26 protein-coding genes are annotated in these 25,059 nt (G+C 60.3%); 21 read left to right on the forward strand and 5 right to left on the reverse strand.

From position 1 onward, the window contains the following. Nucleotides 1–16 precede the first annotated feature (16 nt). Complete coding sequence (gene suhB / locus OSC50_RS03670; RefSeq protein WP_003175971.1) at nucleotides 17–832, reverse strand: type III secretion system regulator SuhB; 816 nt, start codon at nucleotides 830–832, stop codon at nucleotides 17–19. Nucleotides 833–977: 145 nt separating this feature from the next. Here suhB and trmJ point away from each other — a divergent pair, with 145 nt between their 5' ends. The 21 genes from trmJ (at nucleotide 978) to OSC50_RS03775 (ending at nucleotide 19,738) form a co-directional block, all read left to right on the forward strand. Further along, complete coding sequence (gene trmJ / locus OSC50_RS03675) at nucleotides 978–1,748, forward strand: tRNA (cytosine(32)/uridine(32)-2'-O)-methyltransferase TrmJ (RefSeq protein ID WP_253509282.1); 771 nt, start codon at nucleotides 978–980, stop codon at nucleotides 1,746–1,748. Nucleotides 1,749–1,750: 2 nt separating this feature from the next. Then, nucleotides 1,751–2,533 (forward strand): serine O-acetyltransferase, encoded by a 783-nt coding sequence (gene cysE / locus OSC50_RS03680; protein ID WP_181078672.1) that lies wholly within the window; start codon nucleotides 1,751–1,753, stop codon nucleotides 2,531–2,533. 239 nt (nucleotides 2,534–2,772) lie between these two features. Then, nucleotides 2,773–3,264 carry a Fe-S cluster assembly transcriptional regulator IscR gene (iscR, locus tag OSC50_RS03685; protein WP_003194020.1) on the forward strand — a complete coding sequence of 164 codons (492 nt, stop codon included), beginning with the start codon at nucleotides 2,773–2,775 and terminating at the stop codon, nucleotides 3,262–3,264. 50 nt (nucleotides 3,265–3,314) lie between these two features. Continuing rightward, nucleotides 3,315–4,529, forward strand: a complete 1,215-nt coding sequence (locus OSC50_RS03690) for an IscS subfamily cysteine desulfurase (RefSeq protein WP_181078668.1) — start codon at nucleotides 3,315–3,317, stop codon at nucleotides 4,527–4,529. A gap of 99 nt (nucleotides 4,530–4,628) precedes the next feature. Continuing rightward, complete coding sequence (gene iscU / locus OSC50_RS03695; RefSeq protein ID WP_028617851.1) at nucleotides 4,629–5,015, forward strand: Fe-S cluster assembly scaffold IscU; 387 nt, start codon at nucleotides 4,629–4,631, stop codon at nucleotides 5,013–5,015. A gap of 28 nt (nucleotides 5,016–5,043) precedes the next feature. Next, on the forward strand, nucleotides 5,044–5,367 hold the full coding sequence (iscA, locus tag OSC50_RS03700) for an iron-sulfur cluster assembly protein IscA (RefSeq protein WP_048722793.1): 324 nt from the start codon (nucleotides 5,044–5,046) through the stop codon (nucleotides 5,365–5,367). Nucleotides 5,368–5,375: 8 nt separating this feature from the next. Continuing rightward, nucleotides 5,376–5,897, forward strand: coding sequence for a co-chaperone HscB (hscB, locus tag OSC50_RS03705; protein WP_266246650.1), 522 nt, complete (start codon nucleotides 5,376–5,378; stop codon nucleotides 5,895–5,897). Between the two features lie 50 nt (nucleotides 5,898–5,947). Then, nucleotides 5,948–7,810, forward strand: a complete 1,863-nt coding sequence (hscA, locus tag OSC50_RS03710; RefSeq protein WP_181078664.1) for a Fe-S protein assembly chaperone HscA — start codon at nucleotides 5,948–5,950, stop codon at nucleotides 7,808–7,810. 3 nt (nucleotides 7,811–7,813) lie between these two features. Further along, on the forward strand, nucleotides 7,814–8,155 hold the full coding sequence (gene fdx, locus OSC50_RS03715; protein WP_266246649.1) for an ISC system 2Fe-2S type ferredoxin: 342 nt from the start codon (nucleotides 7,814–7,816) through the stop codon (nucleotides 8,153–8,155). 14 nt (nucleotides 8,156–8,169) lie between these two features. Beyond that, a complete protein-coding gene (gene iscX, locus OSC50_RS03720; RefSeq protein ID WP_034100428.1) occupies nucleotides 8,170–8,370 on the forward strand; it encodes a Fe-S cluster assembly protein IscX in 201 nt (66 codons plus the stop codon). 92 nt (nucleotides 8,371–8,462) lie between these two features. Further along, nucleotides 8,463–8,888: a nucleoside-diphosphate kinase gene (gene ndk, locus OSC50_RS03725; RefSeq protein WP_034100426.1), complete on the forward strand. Its 426-nt coding sequence runs from the start codon at nucleotides 8,463–8,465 to the stop codon at nucleotides 8,886–8,888. 28 nt (nucleotides 8,889–8,916) lie between these two features. Further along, nucleotides 8,917–10,065 (forward strand): dual-specificity RNA methyltransferase RlmN, encoded by a 1,149-nt coding sequence (gene rlmN, locus OSC50_RS03730; RefSeq protein WP_034100424.1) that lies wholly within the window; start codon nucleotides 8,917–8,919, stop codon nucleotides 10,063–10,065. A gap of 12 nt (nucleotides 10,066–10,077) precedes the next feature. Next, nucleotides 10,078–10,836, forward strand: coding sequence for a type IV pilus biogenesis/stability protein PilW (gene pilW / locus OSC50_RS03735; RefSeq protein ID WP_253509276.1), 759 nt, complete (start codon nucleotides 10,078–10,080; stop codon nucleotides 10,834–10,836). Beyond that, entirely contained in the window at nucleotides 10,836–11,837 is a 1,002-nt protein-coding gene (locus OSC50_RS03740; RefSeq protein ID WP_181078661.1) for a RodZ domain-containing protein, read from the forward strand. The genes pilW and OSC50_RS03740 overlap by 1 nt, the downstream gene beginning before the upstream one ends. A 2-nt stretch (nucleotides 11,838–11,839) precedes the next feature. Next, nucleotides 11,840–12,949 (forward strand): flavodoxin-dependent (E)-4-hydroxy-3-methylbut-2-enyl-diphosphate synthase, encoded by a 1,110-nt coding sequence (gene ispG, locus OSC50_RS03745; RefSeq protein ID WP_181078659.1) that lies wholly within the window; start codon nucleotides 11,840–11,842, stop codon nucleotides 12,947–12,949. 21 nt (nucleotides 12,950–12,970) lie between these two features. Further along, a complete protein-coding gene (hisS, locus tag OSC50_RS03750; RefSeq protein WP_253509274.1) occupies nucleotides 12,971–14,260 on the forward strand; it encodes a histidine--tRNA ligase in 1,290 nt (429 codons plus the stop codon). Between the two features lie 42 nt (nucleotides 14,261–14,302). After that, a complete protein-coding gene (locus tag OSC50_RS03755; protein WP_181078655.1) occupies nucleotides 14,303–14,944 on the forward strand; it encodes a YfgM family protein in 642 nt (213 codons plus the stop codon). After that, nucleotides 14,937–16,088: an outer membrane protein assembly factor BamB gene (bamB, locus tag OSC50_RS03760; RefSeq protein WP_181078653.1), complete on the forward strand. Its 1,152-nt coding sequence runs from the start codon at nucleotides 14,937–14,939 to the stop codon at nucleotides 16,086–16,088. Before OSC50_RS03755 ends, bamB begins: the two co-directional genes overlap by 8 nt. A 138-nt stretch (nucleotides 16,089–16,226) precedes the next feature. Continuing rightward, nucleotides 16,227–17,696 (forward strand): ribosome biogenesis GTPase Der, encoded by a 1,470-nt coding sequence (der, locus tag OSC50_RS03765; protein ID WP_181078651.1) that lies wholly within the window; start codon nucleotides 16,227–16,229, stop codon nucleotides 17,694–17,696. Nucleotides 17,697–17,810: 114 nt separating this feature from the next. Beyond that, nucleotides 17,811–18,959, forward strand: coding sequence for a pyridoxal phosphate-dependent aminotransferase (locus tag OSC50_RS03770; RefSeq protein WP_266246644.1), 1,149 nt, complete (start codon nucleotides 17,811–17,813; stop codon nucleotides 18,957–18,959). Continuing rightward, nucleotides 18,947–19,738: an amidohydrolase gene (locus OSC50_RS03775; protein ID WP_181078647.1), complete on the forward strand. Its 792-nt coding sequence runs from the start codon at nucleotides 18,947–18,949 to the stop codon at nucleotides 19,736–19,738. The genes OSC50_RS03770 and OSC50_RS03775 overlap by 13 nt, the downstream gene beginning before the upstream one ends. Before the next feature lie 170 nt (nucleotides 19,739–19,908). On the opposite strand, the gene leuA is transcribed toward OSC50_RS03775, so the two are convergent. The 4 genes from leuA to OSC50_RS03795 all read right to left on the reverse strand — a co-directional run bounded on the left by leuA (nucleotide 19,909) and on the right by OSC50_RS03795 (nucleotide 25,036). Continuing rightward, the gene (gene leuA / locus OSC50_RS03780) at nucleotides 19,909–21,588 is read right to left on the reverse strand and encodes a 2-isopropylmalate synthase (RefSeq protein ID WP_266246642.1); all 1,680 of its coding nucleotides are present in this window, start codon (nucleotides 21,586–21,588) and stop codon (nucleotides 19,909–19,911) included. A gap of 322 nt (nucleotides 21,589–21,910) precedes the next feature. After that, a complete protein-coding gene (locus OSC50_RS03785) occupies nucleotides 21,911–22,732 on the reverse strand; it encodes a peptidoglycan DD-metalloendopeptidase family protein (protein ID WP_181078644.1) in 822 nt (273 codons plus the stop codon). A gap of 3 nt (nucleotides 22,733–22,735) precedes the next feature. After that, on the reverse strand, nucleotides 22,736–24,115 hold the full coding sequence (gene xseA / locus OSC50_RS03790; RefSeq protein ID WP_266246640.1) for an exodeoxyribonuclease VII large subunit: 1,380 nt from the start codon (nucleotides 24,113–24,115) through the stop codon (nucleotides 22,736–22,738). A 30-nt stretch (nucleotides 24,116–24,145) separates the two neighbouring features. Further along, entirely contained in the window at nucleotides 24,146–25,036 is an 891-nt protein-coding gene (locus OSC50_RS03795) for a LysR family transcriptional regulator (protein ID WP_266246638.1), read from the reverse strand. Between the last annotated feature and the right edge of the window lie 23 nt (nucleotides 25,037–25,059).

Genomic DNA, 25,059 nt, shown 5'->3' on the forward strand with positions numbered 1-25,059 from the left:
TTTTGTGCTCGTTCGCTTAGCGCTTCAGCGACGCCGGCAGATGCGGCTGGATCGCCGTCAGTACTGCCTTGAAGCATTTGGTGTTCCCGGCAACCACGTGGCCTTTTTCCAGGAAATCGTGACCGCCGGTGAAGTCGCTCACCAGGCCGCCGGCTTCCTGAATCAACAGGGCGCCTGCCGCCATGTCCCACTCGGACAGGCCCGACTCCCAGAACGCATCAAAACGACCGGCAGCCACGTAGGCCAGGTCCAGGCTTGCCGCGCCGGCGCGACGGATGCCGGCGGTCTGGCCAACCAGGGCGCGGAACATGCCCAGGTAGTTTTCCAGGTTGTCCATCTGGTCGTCGCGGAATGGGAAGCCAGTGCCCAGAAGAGCGCCGTCCAGGCTGGTGCGACCGCTGACGCGCAGACGACGACCGTTCAGTTGAGCGCCACGGCCACGGCTGGCGGTGAATTCTTCCTGGCGAACCGGGTCGAGTACCACCGCGTGCTCAAGGCGACCACGGTATTTGCAGGCAATGCTCACGGCAAAGTGCGGGATGCCACGCAGAAAGTTGGTGGTGCCATCCAGTGGGTCGATGATCCACAGATAGTCTTCGCCTTCGCCGCTGCCTTTGTGCAAACCGGTTTCTTCGCCGAGGATGCCGTGGGTAGGGTAGGCCTTGCGCAGTGCGTCGATGATTTTCTGTTCGGCGGCGCGATCCACCTCGGATACATAATCCTTGGCGTCTTTTTCGTCGACCTTGATGGTATCCAGGCGCTCGATGGAGCGGAAGATCAATTCACTGGCGCTGCGGGCGGCGCGCAGCGCGATATTCAGCATGGGCTGCATGGATGTGTCACCTAAGGTTGTTAAAGAAAGCCGGGCATTCTAGCAGAAACTTTGTTCAGGTGAAGGACGACGTTCGCTTTCATGGCATAACCTTAGGCTGTTCTGTAAGATTTGCTCCCCTTTCCTGTGTCCGAGAGCGCCTCCCTTGCTGCAAAACATTCGTGTCGTCTTGGTCAATACCAGTCATCCCGGCAACATCGGTGGGGTGGCGCGAGCCATGAAGAACATGGGGCTGACGCGCCTGGTGCTGGTCGAGCCGCGTGTGTTCCCGCACCACGAGGCCGATGCGCGCGCCTCCGGCGCCAATGACATCCTGGAAAAGGCCCAGGTGGTCGCCACCCTGGAAGACGCCTTGGTTGGCTGCAACCTGGTGCTCGGCACCAGTGCGCGCGACCGCCGCATCCCCTGGCCGCTGCTGGACCCGCGTGAGTGCGGTACCAAGGTGGTGGAAGAAGCGGCCGGTGGCGCCGAAATCGCTTTGGTGTTCGGCCGTGAAGACTCCGGCCTGACCAATGAGGAGCTGCAGCGATGTCACTTCCATGTGCACATTCCATCAGACCCTGAATTCAGTTCGCTGAACCTCGGGGCGGCGGTGCAGGTGTTGAGTTACGAAGTGCGCATGGCCTGGCTGGCCGCTGAGGGTCAGCCGAGCAAGGTCGAGAAGGATGAAGTGGCGTCCACCAAAAGTGGCGAGCTGGCCACCATGGATGAGCTGGAGCGGTTCTATGAGCACCTGGAGCACACCCTGGTCACCATCGAATTCCTCGATCCTGAAAAGCCGCGGCACTTGATGGCCCGCCTGCGTCGCCTGTACGGGCGCAGCTCGATCAGTCGAGCGGAAATGAATATATTGCGTGGCATCCTCACGGAAACCCAGAAAGCGGCCCGTGGCGAGCTCCTTAAGCGGAAGGATTAAAAATGTTCGAGCGTCTGCGAGAAGATATCCAGAGTGTTTTCCACCGTGATCCGGCGGCGCGCAACGCCTTTGAAGTACTGACCTGCTACCCGGGCATGCACGCGATCTGGATCCATCGCCTGTCCGGTGCCTTGTGGAATATGGGCTGGAAATGGCTGGCGCGCCTGGTATCGAATTTCGGTCGCTGGCTCACCGGGATCGAGATTCACCCTGGAGCCAAGGTGGGACGCCGCTTCTTTATTGATCACGGCATGGGCATTGTCATCGGTGAAACCGCCGAGATCGGCGATGACGTGACGCTTTACCAGGGCGTCACTCTGGGGGGTACCAGCTGGAACAAGGGCAAGCGCCACCCCACGCTGGGCGATGGCGTGGTAGTTGGGGCGGGCGCCAAGGTGCTTGGCCCGTTTACCGTCGGCGCGGGGGCTAAAGTGGGTTCCAATGCGGTGGTGACTAAAGCGGTGCCGCCGGGTGCCACAGTGGTCGGTATCCCGGGGCGCATCATCGTCAAGCCGGAAGTCGGCGACGAGCAGGAGGCCAAGCGTAAGGCTATGGCCGAGAAAATCGGCTTCGACGCCTACGGTGTCAGCGAAGACATGCCCGACCCAGTGGCGCGCGCCATCGGCCAGTTGCTCGACCACCTGCAAGCGGTGGACGGCAAGCTGGACGGTATGTGCGGTGCGCTGAAGGAGCTGGGCAGCAGCTACTGTGCGAAAGAGCTGCCTGAACTGCGCGAAGAAGACTTCGCCGAGATCAAGAGTGAGCCTGCCACCAAGGCTGGCTGAGATCTTACATTCGCGGCAAGTTCAATGTAGGAGGGGGCATGCCCCTCCCACATTTGATCTCCATTGGTCTCGATATCGAGCCATCGCCCGGCTGCCGCTGTTCGTCCCCACCCCATCCTGCTATGATTCGCGCGCCCTTTTTACGGGTAATCCTGACTAAAGTACTAGGTCTTATAGTTGACTTAAATACTCGGGAATCGCATACTTGCTCCCATTCTGAAACACCTTGGTACTTGTCCATGAGACTGACTACAAAAGGCCGATACGCGGTAACCGCCATGCTTGATCTGGCTTTGCACGCGCAAACCGGGCCGGTGTCCCTGGCCGATATCTCCGAGCGCCAAGGCATTTCCCTGTCCTACCTTGAGCAGCTGTTCGCCAAATTGCGCCGCAGCAATCTGGTCTCAAGCGTACGTGGGCCAGGCGGTGGCTACCAGTTGTCCCGCGATATGCAGGGTATCCAGGTAGCCCAGGTGATCGACGCGGTCAACGAATCGGTCGATGCCACCAAATGCCAGGGGTTGGGTGACTGCCATGCCGGCGACACCTGCCTCACGCACCATCTGTGGTGTGACTTGAGCCTGCAGATCCATGAGTTTTTGAGTGGTATCAGCTTGGCTGATCTTGTGACTCGCCGTGAGGTGCAAGAAGTAGCCCAGCGTCAGGACCAGCGCCGTTGCAACACCAAGGCGCCGCGTCTGGACAAGATTGAAGCGTCCGCCGTCGAGTGACAGCCGCAGAGCTAACGGCACGCCAGCCAGCCTGATTTAGGAGAAAGTCCATGAAATTGCCGATTTACCTTGATTACTCAGCGACCACCCCGGTTGATCCGCGTGTCGCGCAAAAGATGAGCGAATGCCTGCTGGTTGACGGAAACTTCGGCAACCCGGCCTCCCGTTCCCACGTATTCGGCTGGAAGGCCGAGGAAGCGGTCGAGAACGCTCGTCGCCAGGTTGCCGACCTGGTTGGCGCAGACCCGCGTGAAATCGTCTGGACCTCCGGTGCCACCGAGTCCGACAACCTGGCAATCAAGGGCGCGGCGCATTTCTACGCGAGCAAAGGCAAGCACCTGATCACCACCAAGATTGAGCACAAGGCTGTCCTCGACACCATGCGCCAACTGGAGCGTGAAGGTTTCGAGGTGACTTACCTTGAGCCGACCACCGACGGTATCGTCACCCCGGCCATGATCGAAGCCGCGCTGCGTGAAGACACCATCCTGGTTTCCGTGATTCACGTGAACAACGAAATCGGCACCATTAACGATATCGCAGCCATTGGCGAGCTGACGCGCTCCAAAGGCATTCTGCTGCACGTCGACGCTGCTCAGTCCACCGGCAAGGTCGACATCGACCTGTCGAAGCTGAAAGTCGATCTGATGTCGTTCTCCGCTCATAAGACCTACGGTCCCAAAGGTATCGGTGCGCTCTACGTAAGCCGCAAGCCGCGCGTACGTATCGAAGCCACCATGCACGGCGGCGGTCACGAGCGCGGCATGCGTTCGGGCACCCTGGCGACCCACCAGATCGTCGGCATGGGTGAAGCCTTCCGTGTGGCCAAGGAAGACATGGCTGCCGAAAACGTGCGCATCAAGGCCTTGAGCGACCGCTTCTACAAGCAGGTCGAAAACCTCGAGGAGTTGTATGTCAACGGCAGCATGACCGCCCGCGTCCCGCACAACCTGAATTTGAGCTTCAACTATGTCGAAGGCGAGTCGCTGATCATGGCGCTCAAGGACCTGGCGGTTTCTTCTGGTTCTGCCTGCACCTCGGCTTCGCTTGAGCCTTCGTACGTACTGCGCGCCCTGGGCCGCAATGACGAACTGGCGCACAGCTCGATCCGCTTTACGTTCGGCCGTTTCACCACCGAAGAGCAAGTCGACTACGCCGCGCAGAAAGTCTGCGAAGCCGTCAACAAACTGCGTACTTTGTCGCCGCTGTGGGACATGTACAAAGACGGTGTCGACATTTCCAAGATCGAGTGGGCGGCACACTAACTATAGAAGCCGCCACCCAGGCTCTGTAGGAACGTGGCGCATACCGCAGGCGTTTCTACAGGGTTCCAGAGCGGCCCTGATGAGTGAGGATTCAGTACCATGGCTTACAGTGAAAAGGTCATCGACCACTACGAAAACCCCCGCAACGTCGGCAAGATGGACGCGGAAGACCCGGATGTAGGCACCGGCATGGTCGGCGCTCCGGCGTGCGGCGATGTCATGCGCCTGCAGATCAAGGTTAACGATGCCGGCGTCATCGAAGACGCCAAGTTCAAGACCTACGGTTGCGGTTCGGCCATCGCCTCCAGCTCCCTGGCGACTGAATGGATGAAAGGCAAGACCCTGGATGAGGCTGTAACCATCAGCAACACTCAGCTGGCCGAAGAACTGGCCTTGCCGCCCGTGAAAATTCACTGCTCGGTACTCGCTGAAGACGCCATCAAGGCGGCCGTTCGCGACTACAAGCAGAAGAAAGGCTTGATCTAAGCATTTGGCGACGAGTAAGGAGTCAACGATGGCTATCAGCATGACAGAAGCGGCTGCGCGGCACGTGCGACGCTCCCTGGATGGGCGCGGTAAAGGTGAGGGGATTCGTCTGGGTGTTCGCACCACGGGCTGTTCCGGCCTTGCCTACGTGCTGGAGTTTGTCGACGAGGTGGTTGAGGAAGATCAGGTGTTCGAGAGTCACGGCGAGAAAGTGATTATCGACCCCAAGAGCCTGACCTACCTGGACGGCACCGAACTCGATTTCGTCAAGGAAGGGTTGAACGAAGGTTTCAAGTTCAACAACCCCAACGTCCGCGGTGAATGTGGCTGCGGCGAAAGCTTCAACATCTGAGGCTATTCGTGGGTACTCCTTGTCATTTCGCTTTATTCGAGTTGCAGCCGAGCTTTCGGCTGGACCTTGAGCAGCTTGCCACGCGCTACCGAGAGTTGGCACGTGGGGTGCATCCGGACCGCTTTGCCGACGCTTCCGAGCGCGAGCAACGCCTGGCGCTGGAGCAATCGGCCAGCCTCAACGAAGCCTATCAGACCCTCAAGAGTCCGCCGAAACGCGCGCGCTATCTGCTCGCGATGAACGGTGGCGAGTTGCCCTTGGAAGTCACGGTGCACGATCCCGACTTCCTGATGCAGCAGATGCAGTGGCGCGAAGAGCTCGAAGAGTTGCAGGACGAAGCCGATCTGGCGGGTGTCGCGGTCTTCAAGCGTCGTCTGAAAACGGCCCAGGAAGAGCTCAACGAAAGCTTCGCAGCCTGTTGGGATGATGCAGCGCAACGTGAACAGGCCGAACGCCTGATGCGGCGCATGCAGTTCCTCGACAAGCTCTCCTACGAAGTGCGCCAGCTAGAAGAGCGCCTCGACGATTAACCCAGCGCTGCCCCGTTGCACGCCTGATTGACAGATAAGACCTGATTACCATGGCTCTACTGCAGATCGCCGAACCCGGCCAAAGCCCTCAACCGCACCAGCGACGCCTGGCGGTGGGGATTGACCTGGGCACCACCAATTCCCTGGTTGCTGCCTTGCGCAGCGGCCTGTCCGAGCCGTTGCCCGATGCCGATGGCCAGGTGATCCTGCCGTCTGCCGTGCGTTACCACGCCGATCGCGTCGAGGTCGGCGAATCCGCCAAGCTCGCGGCCTCGGCCGACCCGCTCAATACCGTGCTGTCGGTCAAGCGCCTGATGGGCCGTGGTCTGTCCGATGTGAAACAATTGGGTGACCAACTGCCTTATCGGTTTGTTGGCGGTGAGTCCCATATGCCATTCATCGACACCGTCCAGGGGCCGAAGAGCCCGGTGGAAGTGTCGGCAGAAATCCTCAAGGTACTGCGCCAGCGCGCGGAAACAACCCTGGGCGGCGAGTTGGTCGGCGCGGTGATCACCGTGCCCGCGTACTTCGATGACGCGCAGCGTCAGGCCACCAAGGATGCGGCGAAGTTGGCCGGTCTCACTGTGCTGCGTTTGCTCAATGAGCCGACCGCGGCGGCCGTTGCCTATGGCCTGGACCAGCACGCCGAAGGCTTGGTCGCCATTTATGACCTGGGCGGCGGCACCTTTGATATCTCGATCCTGCGTCTGACCGGCGGTGTCTTCGAAGTGCTGGCCACCGGCGGCGACAGTGCCCTGGGCGGCGATGACTTTGATCACGCGATTGCGGGCTGGATCATCACCAGCGCTGGCTTGTCCGCCGATCTCGATCCAGGCGCGCAACGCAACCTGTTGCAAACGGCCTGTGCGGCAAAAGAAGCGTTGACTGACGCCGCATCCGTTGAAGTTTCCTACGGCGCCTGGTCGGCTCAACTGACTCGCGAGGCCTTCGATGCGCTGATCGAGCCGATGGTTGCCCGCAGCCTCAAGGCTTGCCGCCGCGCCGTACGTGATTCTGGTATCGAGCTCGAAGACGTGGGCGCAGTGGTGATGGTTGGCGGCTCCACCCGCGTTCCACGGGTCCGTGACGCCGTAGCAGAGGCGTTTGGCCGCCAGCCACTGACCGAAATCGACCCGGACCAGGTGGTCGCCATCGGCGCCGCCATCCAGGCCGATACCCTGGCAGGCAACAAGCGCGATGGCGGCGAATTGCTGCTGCTTGACGTGATTCCGTTGTCGCTGGGCCTGGAAACGATGGGTGGGCTGATGGAAAAGGTGATTCCGCGCAACACCACCATCCCCGTCGCCCGCGCCCAAGATTTCACCACGTACAAAGACGGCCAGACGGCCATGATGATTCACGTGCTCCAAGGCGAGCGCGAACTGATCAGCGACTGCCGCTCCCTGGCGCGCTTCGAATTGCGCGGCATTCCGGCGATGGTCGCCGGAGCTGCCAAGATTCGCGTGACCTTCCAGGTCGACGCCGATGGCCTGCTGAACGTGGCCGCGCGCGAACTGGGATCGGGCGTTGAAGCCAGTATCCAGGTCAAACCGTCCTACGGCCTCACCGACGGCGAAATCGCCAAGATGCTCAAGGATTCGTTCCAGCACGCCGGCGACGACAAGGTCGCCCGTGTGCTGCGCGAGCAGCAAGTGGATGCCCAGCGCCTGCTTGAAGCGGTGCAGGGGGCGCTGGACGCCGATGGCGAGCGCCTGCTGGACGCCGAAGAGCGCATGGTCATCGACCTGCAGATGCAGGAACTGGCCGAACTGATGAAGGGTAACGATGGTTATGCCATCGAGCAGCAGACCAAGCGTCTGTCGCAAGTCACCGATGCCTTTGCCGCCCGCCGTATGGATCAGACGGTCAAAGCCGCGCTGGCGGGCCGCAACCTGAATGAAATTGAGGAATAACTGATGCCGCAGGTCACTTTTCTACCGCACGCCGAGCATTGCCCGGACGGCATGGTCGTGGAGGCTGAGACCGGCAAGTCCCTTCTCGATGTCGCGCATGACAACCATATCGAGATCGAAAGTGCCTGTGGTGGTGTCAACGCGTGCACCACCTGCCACTGCATCATTCGTAAAGGTTTTGATAGCCTCAACGAGGCCGGTGACCTGGAAGAAGACTATCTTGACAGGGCGTGGGGCCTTGAACCGACATCGCGCTTGAGCTGCCAGGCAAAAGTGGGAACTGACGACCTCACCGTGGAAATCCCGAAATATTCGCTCAACCATGCGGCCGAAGCACCGCATTGATTCAAGGAAATGTCATGAGCCTGAAATGGGTTGATGTACAAGAAATCGCTATACAACTTGCTGAAGCTCACCCTGAGGTCAATCCTCTAACGGTCAACTTCGTCAAGTTGCGCAATTTGGTGTTGGAGCTGCCTGACTTTGACGACGTCCCGGACCGGGGCGGCGAAAAGGTTCTGGAGGCGATTCAAGGCCTGTGGATCGAAGAAGCAGACTGAGTCGCCTTTTTACGCAGTTAGGCAATACCCAATAACCCGCGTATAATTCGCGGGTTTAATTTTTCGTAAATTACCGTTTCTGGAGTTACACCATGGCTGTTCAACGTACTTTCTCCATCATCAAGCCTGACGCTGTTGCAAAAAACGTCATCGGCGAGATCACCACTCGTTTCGAAAAAGCCGGCCTGAAGGTTGTAGCCTCCAAGCTCAAGCAACTGTCCAAGGCTGAAGCTGAAGGCTTCTACGCTGAACACAAAGAGCGTGGTTTCTTCGGCGACCTGGTTGCTTTCATGATCTCCGGTCCAGTTGTCGTCCAGGTTCTGGAAGGCGAAAACGCTATCGCTCTGAACCGTGAGCTGATGGGCGCTACCAACCCTAAAGAAGCTGCTGCCGGTACCATCCGCGCCGATTTCGCTGAATCCATCGACGCCAACGCCGTACACGGTTCGGACTCCGAAGCCGCTGCTGCTCGCGAAATCTCGTACTTCTTCGCCGCTACCGAAGTAACCACTCGCTAAGCATCGGCTTAAGAGTGAAGGTGAATCCATGACTACATCGACTGTAAAAACCAACCTGCTGGGTCTGACTCAACAGGAAATGGAAAAATTCTTCGACTCAATCGGGGAGAAGCGTTTCCGTGCCGGTCAGGTAATGAAGTGGATTCACCACTTTGGCGTCGACGATTTCGACGCCATGACGAACGTCAGCAAAGCCTTGCGCGACAAGCTCAAGGCCATTGCCGAGGTGCGTGGTCCCGAAGTTGTCAGCGAGGACATTTCCAGCGACGGCACCCGTAAGTGGGTGGTGCGCGTGGCGTCCGGCAGCTGCGTCGAGACCGTTTATATCCCCCAGGGCAAGCGCGGCACACTGTGCGTTTCGTCCCAGGCAGGCTGTGCCCTGGATTGCAGTTTCTGCTCCACCGGCAAGCAAGGTTTCAATAGCAACCTCACCGCCGCCGAAGTGATCGGACAGGTGTGGATTGCCAACAAATCCTTTGGCAGCGTCCCGGCGACCGTCGACCGTGCCATCACCAACGTGGTGATGATGGGCATGGGTGAGCCGCTGCTGAACTTCGACAATGTCGTCTCGGCCATGCATTTGATGATGGACGACCTGGGCTACGGCATCTCCAAGCGCCGTGTGACCCTCTCGACCTCCGGCGTGGTGCCGATGATCGATGAGCTGTCCAAGCACATCGACGTTTCCCTGGCGTTGTCGCTGCACGCACCTAATGACGCATTGCGTAACCAATTGGTGCCGATCAACAAGAAGTATCCGCTTAAGATGCTGCTCGAATCCTGTCAGCGCTACATGTCGTCCCTGGGCGAAAAGCGCGTGCTGACCATCGAGTACACCTTGCTCAAGGACATCAACGACAAGGTCGAACACGCCGTCGAGATGATCGAGCTGCTTAAGAACATCCCGTGCAAGATCAACCTGATTCCGTTCAACCCGTTTCCCCATTCTGGCTACGAGCGGCCGAGCAACAACGCCATCCGTCGTTTCCAGGATCAACTGCACCAGGCCGGCTTCAATGTCACCGTACGCACCACCCGTGGTGAAGACATCGACGCCGCCTGTGGCCAATTGGTAGGACAGGTGCTGGATCGCACCCGACGCAGCGAACGTTATATCGCGGTACGCGAGCTGAGCGCCGCCGACGATATGCCGCAAAGCGCTGTGAATCGAACCTGAGAGAGGATCTCTATGCCCTTGCGCCTTGCGCTGCTTCTGTTGATTTTCGGTCTTGCGGCCGGGTGTGTTTCATCGGGCCATGACAGCCCGTTGCAAACCGGCAAGGGCCGTGATGAAGCGCGAGTCGCTTATGTACAGCTGGGGTTGGGCTACTTGCGCCAGGGCATGAGCGAGCAAGCCAAGGTGCCGTTGAGAAGGGCCTTGGAGCTGGACGACAACGATGCCGACGCCAACGCCGCGCTCGCACTGGTGTTTCAGGCCCAGGCCGAGCCGGAACTGGCCGACGGGTATTTCCACAAGGCATTGGCTGCTCGTCCTGCCGACCCGCGGCTACTGAACAACTACGGCAGCTTCCTGTTCGAGCAGAAACGCTATGAGCAAGCTGCGCGTTATTTTCAGCAAGCGAGTGCCGATACCCTCTATCCTGAACGTTCGCGGGTGTTCGAAAACCTTGGAGTCGCCTCGATGCGCCTCGGCCAGCGTGAAAACGCTCGCCAGCACCTGGAAAAAGCCCTGCATTTGAACGCCCTTCAGCCCCGTGCCTTGCTTGAAATGGCTGAGTTGTCCTACGAAGACAGGCATTATGTGCCGGCGCGTGACTATTACGAGCGTTTTAGCCTGCTCAGCGGGCAAAATGCACGTAGTCTATTGCTCGGCGTGCGCCTGGCGACGGTTCATGAAGAACGCGACACGGCCGCACGATTTGGCCAGCAACTCGAACGACTCTATCCCGGTACCCCGGAATATCAGCAATACCTGTCGGAGCAATGATGAAAGCGGCGCACCCGGAAGTTGTAGCAGCTAATCGCGTAAACCCAGGCGAGACCTTGCGTCAGGCCCGCGAAAGCAATGGTTGGTCGCTGGCGGAAGTGGCCCTCAAGCTCAATTTGACCACAACGTCCCTGGCCAACCTGGAAGCCGGCGCGTTCGATAAGCTGCCAGGGCACACCTTTGCCCGTGGCTATATCCGCGCTTATGCCAAATTGCTGGGCATCGACCAGGCCGTGCTGGTCCAGGAATTCGATCAGTTTACCGGTACCGACTCTCAGGGCAGCAGCGTGCATGGCCTGGGGCGAATCGAAGAGCCGGTGCGCGTTTCCCACACTATTTTGCGAATTGTCAGCCTGTTGCTGCTGATCGCCGTTATCGGCGGTGGTTTTGTCTGGTGGCAGGACCAAACATCCCAGCGCACCAAGGACATGACCAGTAATGCCATGGAGCACGTCGAAGTCGAAAGCGCCGACGGCACCACCCAGATTCATCCGTTGGACGAGCCGGAAGACCAGGCCGTTGTAGAAGGGCAGGGCGTCGCTGAGGCGCCGCCCGCCACTGAGCAACCCGCGCCGCAAACCACCCCGGCCCCTGCTGCAAACGCCCCGGCGCCCGCGCCGGCGAACTCCGCGACGCCGGCTGCGCCGACGGTACAGGCCCATGTTCCCGCTGCTCCGGTACAGGCCCCGGCAACGACCGCGCCCGTCGCTCCTGCAGCCCCGGCGATTTCACCGCCCACCACGCCTGCGCTGATTGCCGGTGACGGGCGAGTACAGATCACCTTCATCGCTGATTGCTGGACGCAGATCACCGATGGCAATGGCAAAGTGCTGTTTAGCGGTCTCAAGCGTAAGGGAGATACGCTTGACCAGGGCGGCAAGCCTCCTTTGACGCTGCGTCTGGGCTATGCCCGTGGCGCGCAAGTGGCCTACAACGGCCAGCCTGTGGACGTGGCGCCGTTCACCAGTGGCGAGACCGCTCGCCTCAAGTTGGGACAATAGTCATGCACGGCGAATCTCCAATCAAACGTCGCGTATCGCGCAAGATCTGGGTCGGCTCGGTGCCGGTGGGCGGCGATGCTCCCATCGCGGTGCAGAGCATGACCAACAGCGACACCAATGACGTGGCCGCCACGGTTGCCCAGATCAACCGCCTTGAAGCCGCCGGCGTTGACATCGTTCGCGTGTCGGTGCCGGACATGGACGCCGCCGAGGCGTTCGGCCGTATCAAGCAACTGGTCAAGGTGCCGTTGGTGGCCGACATCCACTTTGACTACCGCATTGCGTTGCGCGTCGCCGAATTGGGTGTGGATTGCCTGCGCATCAACCCAGGCAACATCGGCCGCGAAGACCGTGTGCGCGCGGTGGTGGATGCTGCGCGTGATCGTGGCATCCCGATCCGTATCGGCGTCAACGCCGGTTCCCTGGAAAAAGACCTGCAGAAGAAGTACGGCGAGCCCACCCCGGCGGCCCTGGTTGAATCGGCGCTGCGCCATGTCGAGCACCTGGAACGCCTGAATTTCCAGGACTTCAAGGTCAGCGTAAAAGCCTCCGACGTGTTCATGGCGGTAGAAGCCTACCGTTTGCTGGCCAAGGAAATTGTACAGCCGCTGCACCTGGGTATCACCGAAGCGGGCGGTTTGCGCTCAGGCACAGTGAAATCTGCGGTGGGTCTCGGTATGCTGCTCGCCGAAGGGATTGGCGATACTATCCGCATCTCCCTGGCGGCAGACCCGGTAGAGGAAGTGAAGGTCGGCTACGACATTCTCAAGTCCCTGCATTTGCGTTCCCGTGGCATCAACTTCATCGCTTGCCCAAGTTGCTCGCGGCAGAATTTCGACGTTGTGAAAACCATGAACGATCTGGAAGGGCGTCTCGAAGACTTGCTGGTTCCGCTGGATGTGGCGGTGATCGGTTGTGTGGTCAACGGACCTGGCGAAGCCAAGGAAGCGCATATCGGCTTGACCGGTGGTACACCGAACCTGATTTACATCGACGGCAAGCCGTCGCAGAAGTTAACGAATGACAATCTGGTGGATGAGCTCGAAAGGCTGATTCGCCAGAAAGCGGCCGAGAAGGTCGCGGCTGACGCAGCGCTGATCGCGCGCGGCTAAGAACGAATTTAAGGATTTGATGTGAGCAAGTCTCTGCAAGCCATTCGTGGCATGAACGACATCCTGCCCGACCAGACGCCGCTGTGGCGCTACGTCGAAGGGACCGTCGCGCGCCTGCTGGATAACTACGGTTACAAGCAGATCCGCATGCCGATCGTGGAATTCACCGAGCTGTTCAAGCGCTCCATCGGTGAAGTCACCGACATCGTCGAAAAAGAGATGTACACCTTTGAAGACCGCAACGGTGACTCCCTGACCCTGCGTCCGGAAGGCACGGCCGCGTGCGTGCGCGCGGTGCTCGAACATGGTCTCACTGGTGGCGGCCAGCCGCAGAAACTGTGGTACATCGGCCCGATGTTCCGTCACGAGCGCCCGCAGAAAGGCCGTTATCGTCAGTTTCACCAGATCGGCCTTGAAGTGTTCAACCTCGATGGCCCCGACATCGACGCCGAGCTGATCGTGCTGACCTGGCGCCTGTGGGGCATGCTGGGGATTCGCGATGCGGTCAAGCTTGAACTCAACAGCCTGGGCACCAGCGAGTCCCGGGGCCGCTACCGCGAAGCCCTGGTCGAGTTCCTGTCTGCGCGCCTGGATCAGTTGGACGAAGACAGCCAGCGCCGCCTGAAAACCAACCCGCTGCGTGTGCTGGACACCAAAAACGCCGATACCCAGGCAGTTCTGGTCGATGCGCCGAAAATGGCCGATTACCTGGACGACGAATCCCGCACGCACTTCGAGGGGCTCAAGGCTCGCCTGGATGCGGCCGGTATTCCCTACGTGATCAACCCTAAGCTGGTACGCGGCCTGGACTACTACAGCAAGACCGTATTCGAATGGGTCACCGACAAGCTCGGTGCCCAGGGTACCGTGTGCGCCGGTGGACGTTACGATGGCCTGGTCGAGCAGATGGGCGGCAAGCCGACTACCGGCGTAGGTTTTGCCATGGGCATCGAGCGGCTGATCCTGATGCTGGAAACCCTGGAGCAGGTGCCGGAAGACATTTCGCGGCAGGTGGACGTGTACCTGTGCGCCTTCGGCGAGGCTGCCGAACTGGCGGCCCTGACCCTGAGCGAAAAGGTGCGCGATCAGTTGCCCAACCTGCGTCTGCAGATCAACGCCGGCGCCGGCAGCTTCAAGAGCCAGTTCAAGAAAGCCGACAAGAGCGGTGCGTTGTACGCATTGATCCTGGGCGACGACGAACTGGCCCAGCAAGTGATAGGTTTCAAACCCCTGCGTGGTCAGGGTGAGCAACAGAACATTGCCTTTGATGCGCTCGCTGCGCACTTGGCCACCTGCGTCGTGCAGGGTTGAAGCTGTCGAACAGCCGAATTTAGCGATTAAAGGAGTATTGGGGTGTCGAGTACTGATGATGAGCAGTTGGCCGAGTTCAAGGACTGGTGGCAGCGTAATGGCAAGCCCCTGGTTACCGGCGGCCTGCTGGCTTTAGTGGTGGTGTTCGGCTGGCAAGCCTGGACCAAGTATCAGGCCAACCAGTCCCAAGGCGCCTCGATTCTCTATCAGCAATTGCTGGAAACCTCCCTGACGCCGGACGGCAAGCCTGATCAGGCTCGAGTCATCTACCTGGCCGGTAAGCTCAAGAGCGACTTCGGCGGTAGTACCTATGCCCAGTACGGCAGCCTGTTCGTCGCGAAGGTTGCGGTGGATGCCGGCAAGCTGGATGAGGCAGCCACCGAGCTGAAAGCCATCGTCGACAAGCCGACCAACCCGACCCTGGGTGAAATCGCACGTCAGCGCCTGGCTCAGGTGATGGCGGCACAGAACAAGCCTGACGATGCACTTAAACTGCTCGACGGCGATGCAGACAAGGCATTTGTAGCCACTCGCGAAGAGCTCAAGGGCGACCTGCTGGTCCAATTGGGTCGTACCGACGAAGCGAATGCTGCGTACCAGAAAGCCAAGGCGGCGCTGTCTGATGAAGCGGCGGTCGGTGGCTTACAAATCAAGCTCGACGACTTGGCCAAAGGGGATGCGTGACGTGATCCGTTGGAAACATGCAGCATTGCTGGCTCTGGCCGTTCTGGCCGCGGGTTGCAGCAGCAACAGCAAGAAAGAATTGCCTCCGGCCGAGCTGACCAGCTTCAAGGAAGAAGTGGTCCTGCAAAAGCAGTGGAGCCGCTCCATCGGTGACGGCCAGGGTGAAACCTACAACATGCTGGTGCCGGCCATCGACGGTGCAAACATCGTGGCCGCGGACGTCACCGGCGTGGTGATCTCCATGGATCGCATGAACGGCGACGTGAAGTGGAAGAAAGACCTCGAACTGCCGGTATCCGGTGCGGTCGGCGTGGGCTATGGCCTGGTGATGCTCGGCACGCTCAAGGGCGAAGTCGTGGCCCTGGACTCCAGCACCGGTGAAGAGAAATGGCGCGCTCGCGTGACCAGTGAAGTGCTCGCACCGCCTGCCACCAATGGTGACGTGGTGGTTGTACAGACCCAGGACGACCGTGTGATTGGCCTGGACGCCAGCACTGGCGAACAGCGCTGGTTGTACGACAGCACCCCGGCGGTGCTGACGCTGCGCGGTACCAGTGGTCCGATTGTGACCAACAATCTGGCCGTGGTAGGCCTGTCGACCGGTAAAGTGGTCGCCCTCGATACCCAGAACGGCGTACCGGCCTGGGAAACCCGTGTGGCGATTCCTCAAGGTCGTTCCGAGCTGGACCGCGTCGTGGACATCGATGGTGGCTTGCTGCTGTCGGGTGAAACACTCTATGTCGCCACTTATCAGGGCCGTGTCGCGGCGCTGGACCTGCAGAGCGGTCGTGTGAACTGGCAGCGTGATGCTTCCAGCTACGCCGGTGTTGCGCAAGGGTTTGGCAGCGTTTACGTCAGCCTGGCGTCGGGCACCGTTGAAAGTGTCGACGAGCGCACCACCACCGCACTCTGGAGCAATGACTCGCTGGCTCGCCGCCAGCTGTCGGCACCGGAAGTGTTCTCCAGCTACGTAGCGGTCGGCGACTTCGAAGGCTATCTGCACCTGCTGAGCCAGGTGGACGGTCGCTTTGTCGGTCGCGAGCGTATCGACAGCGACGGCCTGCGTGCGCGTCCGCTGGTGGTGGGTAACATGCTTTATGTGTATGGCAACAGCGGCAAGCTGGAAGCCCTGACCATCAAGTAAAGGTTTGACTATGCTTGGGGTTACCCCCAGGCGGCCCTGCTTCGGCAGGGCATGCGGCATATCAAATGCCGCCCCGAGCACCAGCCGCTGCCCTGCAGCGGCTTTTGTATTTTCTGAAATAACGAAGTGGAGAGCCGCATGGTTCCCGTAATCGCCCTGGTGGGCCGACCTAACGTCGGCAAGTCCACCTTGTTCAACCGCCTGACCAGGACTCGCGACGCCATTGTCGGCGACTTGTCCGGTCTGACCCGTGATCGCCAATACGGTGAGGCAAAGTGGCAAGGGCGCTCCTACATTATTGTCGACACCGGTGGTATCTCCGGTGACGAGCATGGCATGGACGAAAAAATGGCCGAGCAGTCGCTGCTGGCCATCGAAGAAGCCGATGTCGTGTTGTTCCTGGTGGATGCCCGTGCGGGCTACACCGCTGCCGACCAGATGATCGGCGAGCACCTGCGCAAGCGCAATAAACGCTCCTACTTGATCGCCAACAAGATCGACAACATCGATCCTGAGCAGGCCCGTGCCGAGTTCAGCCCTATGGGTCTGGGCGATGCGATCCCGATCGCCGGCGCCCACGGTCGCGGTATCACCCAGATGCTGGAAATCGCTCTGCGCGATTTTCCCAAGGATGATGTCGAGGAAGAAGACGGCGAAGAAGAGATTGTTGCAGAAGGCGAGGAAGCCAAGCGCATTCCTGGTCCGAGCGAAAAAGACGGTATCAAGATCGCCATCATCGGTCGCCCTAACGTCGGCAAGTCGACTCTGGTCAACAGGATGCTCGGCGAAGACCGCGTCATCGTCTACGACCAGCCCGGCACCACTCGCGACAGTATCTACATCCCGTTCGAGCGTAACGACGAGAAGTACACGCTGATCGACACCGCCGGTGTGCGCAAGCGCGGCAAGATCCACGAGGAAGTTGAAAAGTTCTCCGTGGTCAAGACCCTGCAGGCCATCAAGGACGCCAACGTGGTGATCTTTGTGATGGACGCCCGTGAAGGCGTGGTGGACCACGACCTGAACCTGCTGGGTTTTGCCCTGGAGGCCGGTCGTGCTCTGGTTATCGCAATCAACAAGTGGGACGGCATGACGCCGAGCGAGCGCGATTTCGTCAAGATCGAGCTGCAGCGTCGCCTGTTCTTCGTTGAGTTCGCGGATATTCACTTCATCTCGGCGTTGCACGGCACCGGCGTGGGTAACCTTTACGCCTCCGTCCAGAACTCGTTCAAATCTGCGGTCACTCGCTGGCCGACCAACCGTCTGACCCAGATCCTGGAAGATGCGGTAGGCGAGCATGCGCCGCCGATGGTCAACAACCGCCGGATCAAGCTGCGTTATGCCCACTTGGGGGGTGCCAACCCGCCGATTATCGTGATCCACGGTAACCAGATCGAGAAGGTGCCCAAGTCGTACGTGCGTTACCTGGAGAACACCTACCGTCGGGTCTTGAAACTGGTTGGTACGCCGATTCGCATCGAGTTCAAGGGCGGCGAGAACCCATACGAAGGCAACAAGAACACACTGACTGACCGTCAGGTGAACAAGAAGCGTCGTTTGATGACTCACCACAAGAAAGCCGACAAAAAGCGCCGCGACAAGCGCTGATATCGACTTCGCAGAAAGGGCTCTTGATGAGCCCTTTTTTGTGCGCGTCGGTTTGTGCCTTGACCCCATGGGGTTCGCAGCTTAAAACTTGGGACTTATCCGCAGGGGCCTAAGATGATCATCAGCAAACTGCCAACGGTCGGCACGACCATTTTCACCACCATGTCGCAACTCGCCGCCGAAACGGGCGCGCTCAACCTGTCCCAGGGTTTTCCCGATTTCAATGCGCCTCAAGGCCTGCTCGACGCGGTGGGCAGGCACGTGGGGGCCGGGCACAACCAATATTCTCCCATGACTGGCCTGCCAGCCCTGCGCCAGCAAGTGGTCGCCAAGATCGCCCGCAGCTATGGCGCCACGGTCGATCCTGACACTGAGGTCACCATCACACCCGGGGCCACCGCGGCGATCTTCTGCGCGATTCAGGCGGTGATTCGCAACGGCGATGAAGTCATTGTGTTCGACCCGTGCTACGACAGCTACGTGCCCTCTGTGGAACTGGCCGGCGGCCGGTGCGTGCGGGTGCAATTGAACCTGCAGGGCTTTGCACTCGACTTTGAGCGGATCAAGGCCGCACTCTCGCCACGCACGCGGATGATCATCCTCAACACCCCGCATAACCCAACCGGTGCGCTGATCAGCCGCGCTGAGCTGGACCAATTGGCTGAATTAATCCGCGACCGCGATATCTACCTGCTCAGCGACGAAGTCTACGAGCATTTGGTATTTGATGGCGCGGCCCACGTCAGCGTGCTGGCTCACAAAGAGCTGTATGCGCGCGCCTTCGTGATCAGCTCATTCGGCAAGACCTACCACGTGACCGGCTGGAAAACCGGCTATGTGGTAGCGCCACCCGACCTCACGGCCGAGTTGCGCAAAGTGCATCAGTACGTCAATTTCTGCTGCGTGACGCCGTTGCAATTCGCGCTGGCCGACTTTATGGCCGATCATCCAGAGCATGTCGACGAATTGCCGGGGTTCTATCAGGCCAAGCGCGACCTGTTCTGCGATCTGCTGGCACCGTCGCGTTTCACCTTTACCCGGGTGGCCGGAACCTACTTCCAGCTGGTGGATTACTCCCGGATACGCCCCGACCTGGACGACGTCGCCATGTCCCTGTGGATGACCCGCGAGCATGGCGTGGCGAGCATACCTATCTCGGTGTTCTACCAGAACCCGCCCAAAGAGCAGCGCCTGGTGCGCCTGTGCTTTGCCAAACGCGAGGAGACGCTGCGCCATGCAGCTGAAAAACTATGCGTGATCTGACCGCACTGCCCGATCTGAATATCGCCCTGGTCCAGACCACCTTGGCCTGGCATGACCGCCAGGCCAACCTTGAGCATTTCGAGCCGCTGCTGGCGCAGGCCGGCAGTGCCGATCTGATCGTACTGCCGGAGATGTTCACCACCGGTTTTTCCATGGATTCGCACGCCCTCGCCGAGCCGGAAAACGGCCCCACTCAGCGCTGGTTGCAAGCCCAGGCGGCGAAACACAACGCGGTGATTACCGGCAGCGTGATTATCCAGGCGGCTGACGGCAGCCATCGTAACCGCCTGCTGTGGGTGCGGCCGGATGGTGAAGTGCTGCACTACGATAAGCGTCATCTGTTCCGTATGGCCGGTGAGCACAATCACTACACGCCCGGCGAGCGCCAGGTGCAGTTCGAGTTGAAGGGCTGGCGTATTCGCCCATTGATTTGCTACGACTTGCGCTTCCCGGTGTGGAGCCGCGACGCCCAGGACACTGACTTGCTGCTGTACACCGCCAATTGGCCGGGAGCGCGGCGTCAGCACTGGAATCGATTATTGCCGGCGCGGGCCATCGAAAACCTGTGTTACGTGGCGGCGGTGAATCGAGTGGGTACCGACGGCAAAGGCTTCGCCTACACCGGCGATAGCCAGGTATTGGACTTCCAGGGCGAGACTCTGCTCAGTGCGGGAGAGGCTGACGGGGTGTTTGAGGTGAAGCTGGATGCGGCGGAGTTGGCCGCATATCGCACCCGGTTTCCGGCGAACCTGGATGCCGATAGTTTTCAGTTCGTCTGACCGACCGCTATCGGGGGCAAGCCCCCTCCCACAGGTTGAGCTGTGAACCGTTCAAAATGTGGAAGAGGGCTTGCCCCTGATGAGTCCCCGGCAATCAACCCAAATTTGCCACTCAATAAAAAGGCCCCTGGATTCACACCCAGGGGCCTTCAGCACTCAGCGGCCATCGTTTACGCCGCTTTTGCTTCCTGCTGGCTCAACGAGCGGTTCAGCGCACTGAACACCGCCTTGAAGCTGGCCGTGGTGATGTTCTCATCGATGCCCACGCCATGCACCGGGCGTTCGCCGTTCACACGCAGTTCGATGTAGGCCGCCGCCTTGGCGTTGGTGCCTGCGCCGATTGCATGTTCGTTGTAGTCCATGATTTCCACGCCAATCGGCAGACCAGCCACCAGGGCTTCCAGTGCGCCGTTGCCCTTGCCCTTCCAGTGCAGGTTGGTTTCGCCCTGGCCTTTGCCCGAGACTTCCACTTCGACAAAGCTGTTGCCGTTTTCTTCCTGCAGGCGATGGCTGACCAACGCATACGGCGTGTTGGCTTGCAGGTATTCACGTTGCAGCAAGGCGTAGATCTGCGGTGCGGTCATCTCCAGGCCCACGCGATCGGTTTCGGCCTGTACCACCTGGCTGAACTCGATCTGCATGCGGCGTGGCAGGCTGATGTCGTATTCCTGCTCCAGCAGGTAAGCAATACCGCCTTTGCCCGACTGGCTGTTTACGCGAATCACCGCCTCGTAGCTGCGGCCGATGTCGGCCGGGTCAATCGGCAAATACGGCACTTCCCACAGGGCGTCGTCTTTCTGCTGGGCGAAGCCCTTGCGGATTGCGTCCTGGTGAGAGCCGGAGAACGCGGTGTGCACCAGATCGCCAACGTACGGGTGGCGTGGATGTACCTGGATCTGATTGCACTCCTCAACGACTTTGCGTACGCCGTCGATGTCGGAGAAGTCCAGTTGCGGATCGAGTCCCTGGGTGTACATGTTCAAGGCCACCGTGACCAGGTCGACGTTACCGGTCCGCTCGCCGTTGCCGAACAGGCAGCCTTCGACACGATCCGCGCCAGCCATCAGGCCCAGCTCGGTAGCCGCCACGCCGGTGCCACGGTCGTTATGGGTGTGCAGGCTGATGATCACGCTGTCGCGACGATTGATATGGCGACCGAACCATTCGATCTGGTCGGCATAGATGTTCGGCGTGGCGCATTCCACGGTAGCCGGCAGGTTGAGGATCACCTTGTGCTCCGGCGTCGGGTTCCACACCTCGATCACGGCATCGCAGACTTCTTTGGCAAACTCCAGTTCGGTGGCGCTGAACGTCTCGGGGGAATACTCGAACGTCCACTGGGTTTCCGGCTGCTGGGCGGCGTATTTGACGAACAGCTTGGCGGCATTGACCGCAATCGCCTTGACTCCGTCCTTGTCCTGGTTGAACACGATGCGGCGGAACGACGGCGAGGTGGCGTTGTACAAATGCACGATGGCTTTCTTGGCCCCGCGCAGGGATTCGAAGGTGCGCGCGATCAAGTCTTCACGGCCCTGGGTCAGCACCTGGATGGTGGTGTCCTCGGGGATATGGTTGTCTTCGATCAGGGTGCGCACGAAATCGAAGTCGGTCTGCGAAGCGGCTGGGAACGATGCCTCGATTTCCTTGACGCCCACGGCGACCAGCGTCTTCCAGAAGCGCAGCTTTTTCACTGCATCCATCGGTTCGATCAGCGACTGGTTGCCATCACGCAGATCGGAGCTGCACCAGATCGGTGCGGCAGTGATGGTTTTCGACGGCCAGGTGCGGTCCGAAAGATCGATGGTCGGGAACGCGCGGTATTTCGAAGACGGGTCTTTGAGCATGCTCATCGGGAAATCCTTTGTGTCGGGGCCGAAAAGAGGCGGCCTGCCGTGGAACTGTTATTGGAGATAAAGCACAAGACGAGGCAGATCGATTCAGCCCGGCAGTCGTGCGCTGACAAGGCACAGGCTGCGGTGCTGGCGGAGCTGGATGAGGGTGTGAGAGGTTTTCATAGGCTCAACCCTAACCGTCGAGGTGAATGATGGCAAGCAGTCGAAAAAAATTGATAGAAGTTCTTCGATTGAGGATGAATGCGAGATTTTATGGTTGTAATAATTGAATGATCTGGTTTTTATTGCGCGCCGATTATCATGCGCGCAATCGATGCCCTCAAGGCTGGAACGCGCCGATAAAGATCGCCGGGTCCACCCGCGCGTCGTTCAGGCTGACGTTCCAGTGCATGTGAGGCCCGGTCGCGCGGCCGGTTGATCCGACTTTGCCCACCACCGCACCTCGCACCAGTTGCTGGCCGACCTTCACGTCCACCGCCGACATGTGGCAGAACATGCTGATAAAACCTTGGCCGTGATCGACGAACACCGTATTGCCATTGAAGAAGTAATTGCCCACCAGGATCACCTTGCCATTGGCCGGTGTCTTGATCGGCGTACCGGCGGGCACCGCGAAGTCCAGGCCCGAATGCGGGTTGCGCTCCTCGCCGTTGAAAAAGCGGCGCACGCCGAACTTGCTCGACAATGGACCGTTGACCGGCTTGTCCAGTATCAAATTGCTCGGCAGGTTCGGGCTGAAGCTGCGGTAAGCCTTGATCTGCACCGCAAGCTCGGCTTCGATCCGCTTGAGCTGCGCCGGGGCAGGGTTGACCTGGCTTTTGTTTTTCAAGGTGATGCGCTGTTCCGGGTACTTTTTATAGCCGACGATAAACGGCAGGCTGCGTCCGCCGCTGCTGATGCGCTCGTTGCCGGGCTTGACCGTCAGCGGGATGCCGACAATCGCCAGCCAGCTGTCCTGTTCCTTGATCACCAGCACCGGTTTGCCTTGATACGTGGCTTTGGGCGCCGCTGCCGAAGGGCCCAGTTCGACCACCGCGACGCCCCCCGGCACCGGCTTGTTCAGGGTGCGGCTGATGTAACTGTCGGCGTGGGCGTTAAAGGCGAGGCACAGCAGCATCAACAGGCTAAAAAGACGTGGCATCGATCAATCCAATAGCGAAAGGGTAACGGGTGTCAGGTGGTTGTCTTCCACCCGCACTTGCAATTGGCCTTCACCGAGCCTGGCGGTGAGGCGTTGGCCGGTGTGGGTTTGCGCGGCGCTGCGAATGGCTTGGCCGCGCTCATCCAGGAGGATGCTGTAACCACGGCCCAGGGTGGCCAGCGGGCTGACCACCTGCAGCGTTTGCACCTGGCTTTGCAGCTGCAGGCGACGCGCCTTGAGGCCTTCGCGCATGGCGCGCGGCAAGCGTTCGGCGAGGCTGTCCAGGCGCTGGCGCAACAGGGCCAGTTGGCGCCCCGGATGCTGGCCGGCGAGGCGGGTTTCCAGGCGCATCAAGCGCTCGCGACGGGTGTTGAGGCTGCGCTCGAAAGCGCGGCGCAGGCGCATGTCCAGATCGTCCAGGCGTTGGGCCTGCTGGCGCAGGCGTTCGCCGGGGTGACGCAGGCGGCGGGCCATACCCTCGAAACGCAAGCGGTCGTGCCGCAGGCGGTTGCGCATCAGCATCACCAGGCGCCGGTGCAGGTTTTCGACCTGGCGTACCAGATGGCTTGAATCCGGTGCCAGCAATTCGGCGGCAGCGGATGGTGTGGGCGCGCGTACGTCAGCCACGAAGTCGCTGATCGACACATCGGTCTCATGGCCGACGGCGCTGACAATCGGTGTGACACAGGCATCCACCGCGCGGGCCACGGCTTCTTCGTTAAAGCACCAGAGATCTTCCAGCGAACCGCCGCCACGGGCCAGGATCAGTGCGTCGAAGCCGCGTGCATCGGCCAGCTTCAGCGCCCGCACAATCTGCGGGATCGCTTCGCGGCCCTGCACGGCGGTGGGGATCAACGTCAGTTGCACCTGCGGCGCTCGGCGGCGGAATACGCTGATGATGTCGCGGATCACCGCACCGGTGGGCGAGCTGATAATGCCGATGCGCTGCGGGTGCGCCGGCAGCGGCACTTTGCGCTCGGCGCTGAACAGGCCTTCGGCGCTGAGTTTTTCCTTCAGCGCGTCGAAAGCCAGGCGCAGCGCGCCGTCACCGGCGGGCTCCACGGTGTCGAGAATCAATTGGTAGTCGCCACGGCCTTCGAACAACGAGACCTTGCCGCGCACCTTCACCGCCAGGCCGTCCTTCAATGCCTGGCGTACCCGTGCGGCGTTACTGCGAAACAACGCGCAACGCACCTGGGCGCCACTGTCCTTGAGGGTGAAATACACATGGCCGGAGGCCGGGCGGGCGAGGTTGGAGATCTCACCTTCGACCCAGATATTGGTGAACACATCTTCCAGCAACACCCGCGCGCGGCCGTTGAGCTGGCTGACTGTCAGGACTTCGCGGTCCAGGCCCAGGCGGGCAAACGGGTCTTTAATCATGGCAGGAGGTCTTTAATCATGGACGGCAGTTTATAGGCATTCGTGCAGCGTTTGGCAGAATTGCTCAACCAGCGCGCTCGGCGCCTGATGGCAGGCCAGAGCCACGGTGCTGAGGCTGTCCGGCTCGGCCAGGGTTAAAAAGTGCAGGTTGGCGGGGGCAATGTCCTGCATGGATTTTGGTAACAGGGCAATACCGAACCCGGCCTGGATCAACTGCAACTGCGTGGTCTTGCGCGACATCACCCGAGCCGCCTTGGGGAAAAATCCTGCGCGCATGCACAGTTCGGCTGACAGATAACTCAGACCACCGCGTTGCGGATGGGGGATTGAGATAAACGCCTCATCCCGCAACCGCGCCAGCTCAATGGGCGCATCACAGCCCGCCAGCGCATGGCCCGCCGGCACCGCCAGCATCAAGGGCTCGCTGTATAAAGGCGCTACGCGCACACCTTCGCGCTGGCGCAACACCGGCAAGCGCAGCAGGCCAATGTCCAGGCGTCCGTCGGCGATCTCTGCCAATTGCGCCTCGGAGGACATCTTGACGATATCCACCGACGCCCCAGGGCAGCGTTCCAGCCAGGTACTGATGCCGCGCAGCAGCGCTCCGCTCATCGGCACGGTGCTCGAGTGGCTCAGACGCAGTGTGCCGACCTGGCCGTTGCCGATCTGGGTCGCCACTTCACCGGCCTTGTGCAGTTCGCTCAGCAAGTTGCGCGCTCGCGGATAGAAGGCCGCGCCCGCTGCCGTCAGCTTTGGCTGGCGCGCCGTGCGCTCGAACAGCGGCGTCTGCAGTTGGGTCTCCAGCACCTTGATCTGTCGGCTCAAGGCCGACTGCGCGACGAACAGGCGTTCGGCCGCGGCACTGAAGCTGCCGCTGTCGGCGATTTCAACGAAGTAGCGCAATTGGCGGGTGGAAATCACACGTCATGCCTTTTTGAGATGAC

Origin of the sequence: Pseudomonas quebecensis, from assembly GCF_026410085.1 — a bacterium.
In the GTDB taxonomy this organism is placed as follows: Bacteria; Pseudomonadota; Gammaproteobacteria; order Pseudomonadales; family Pseudomonadaceae; genus Aquipseudomonas; species Aquipseudomonas quebecensis.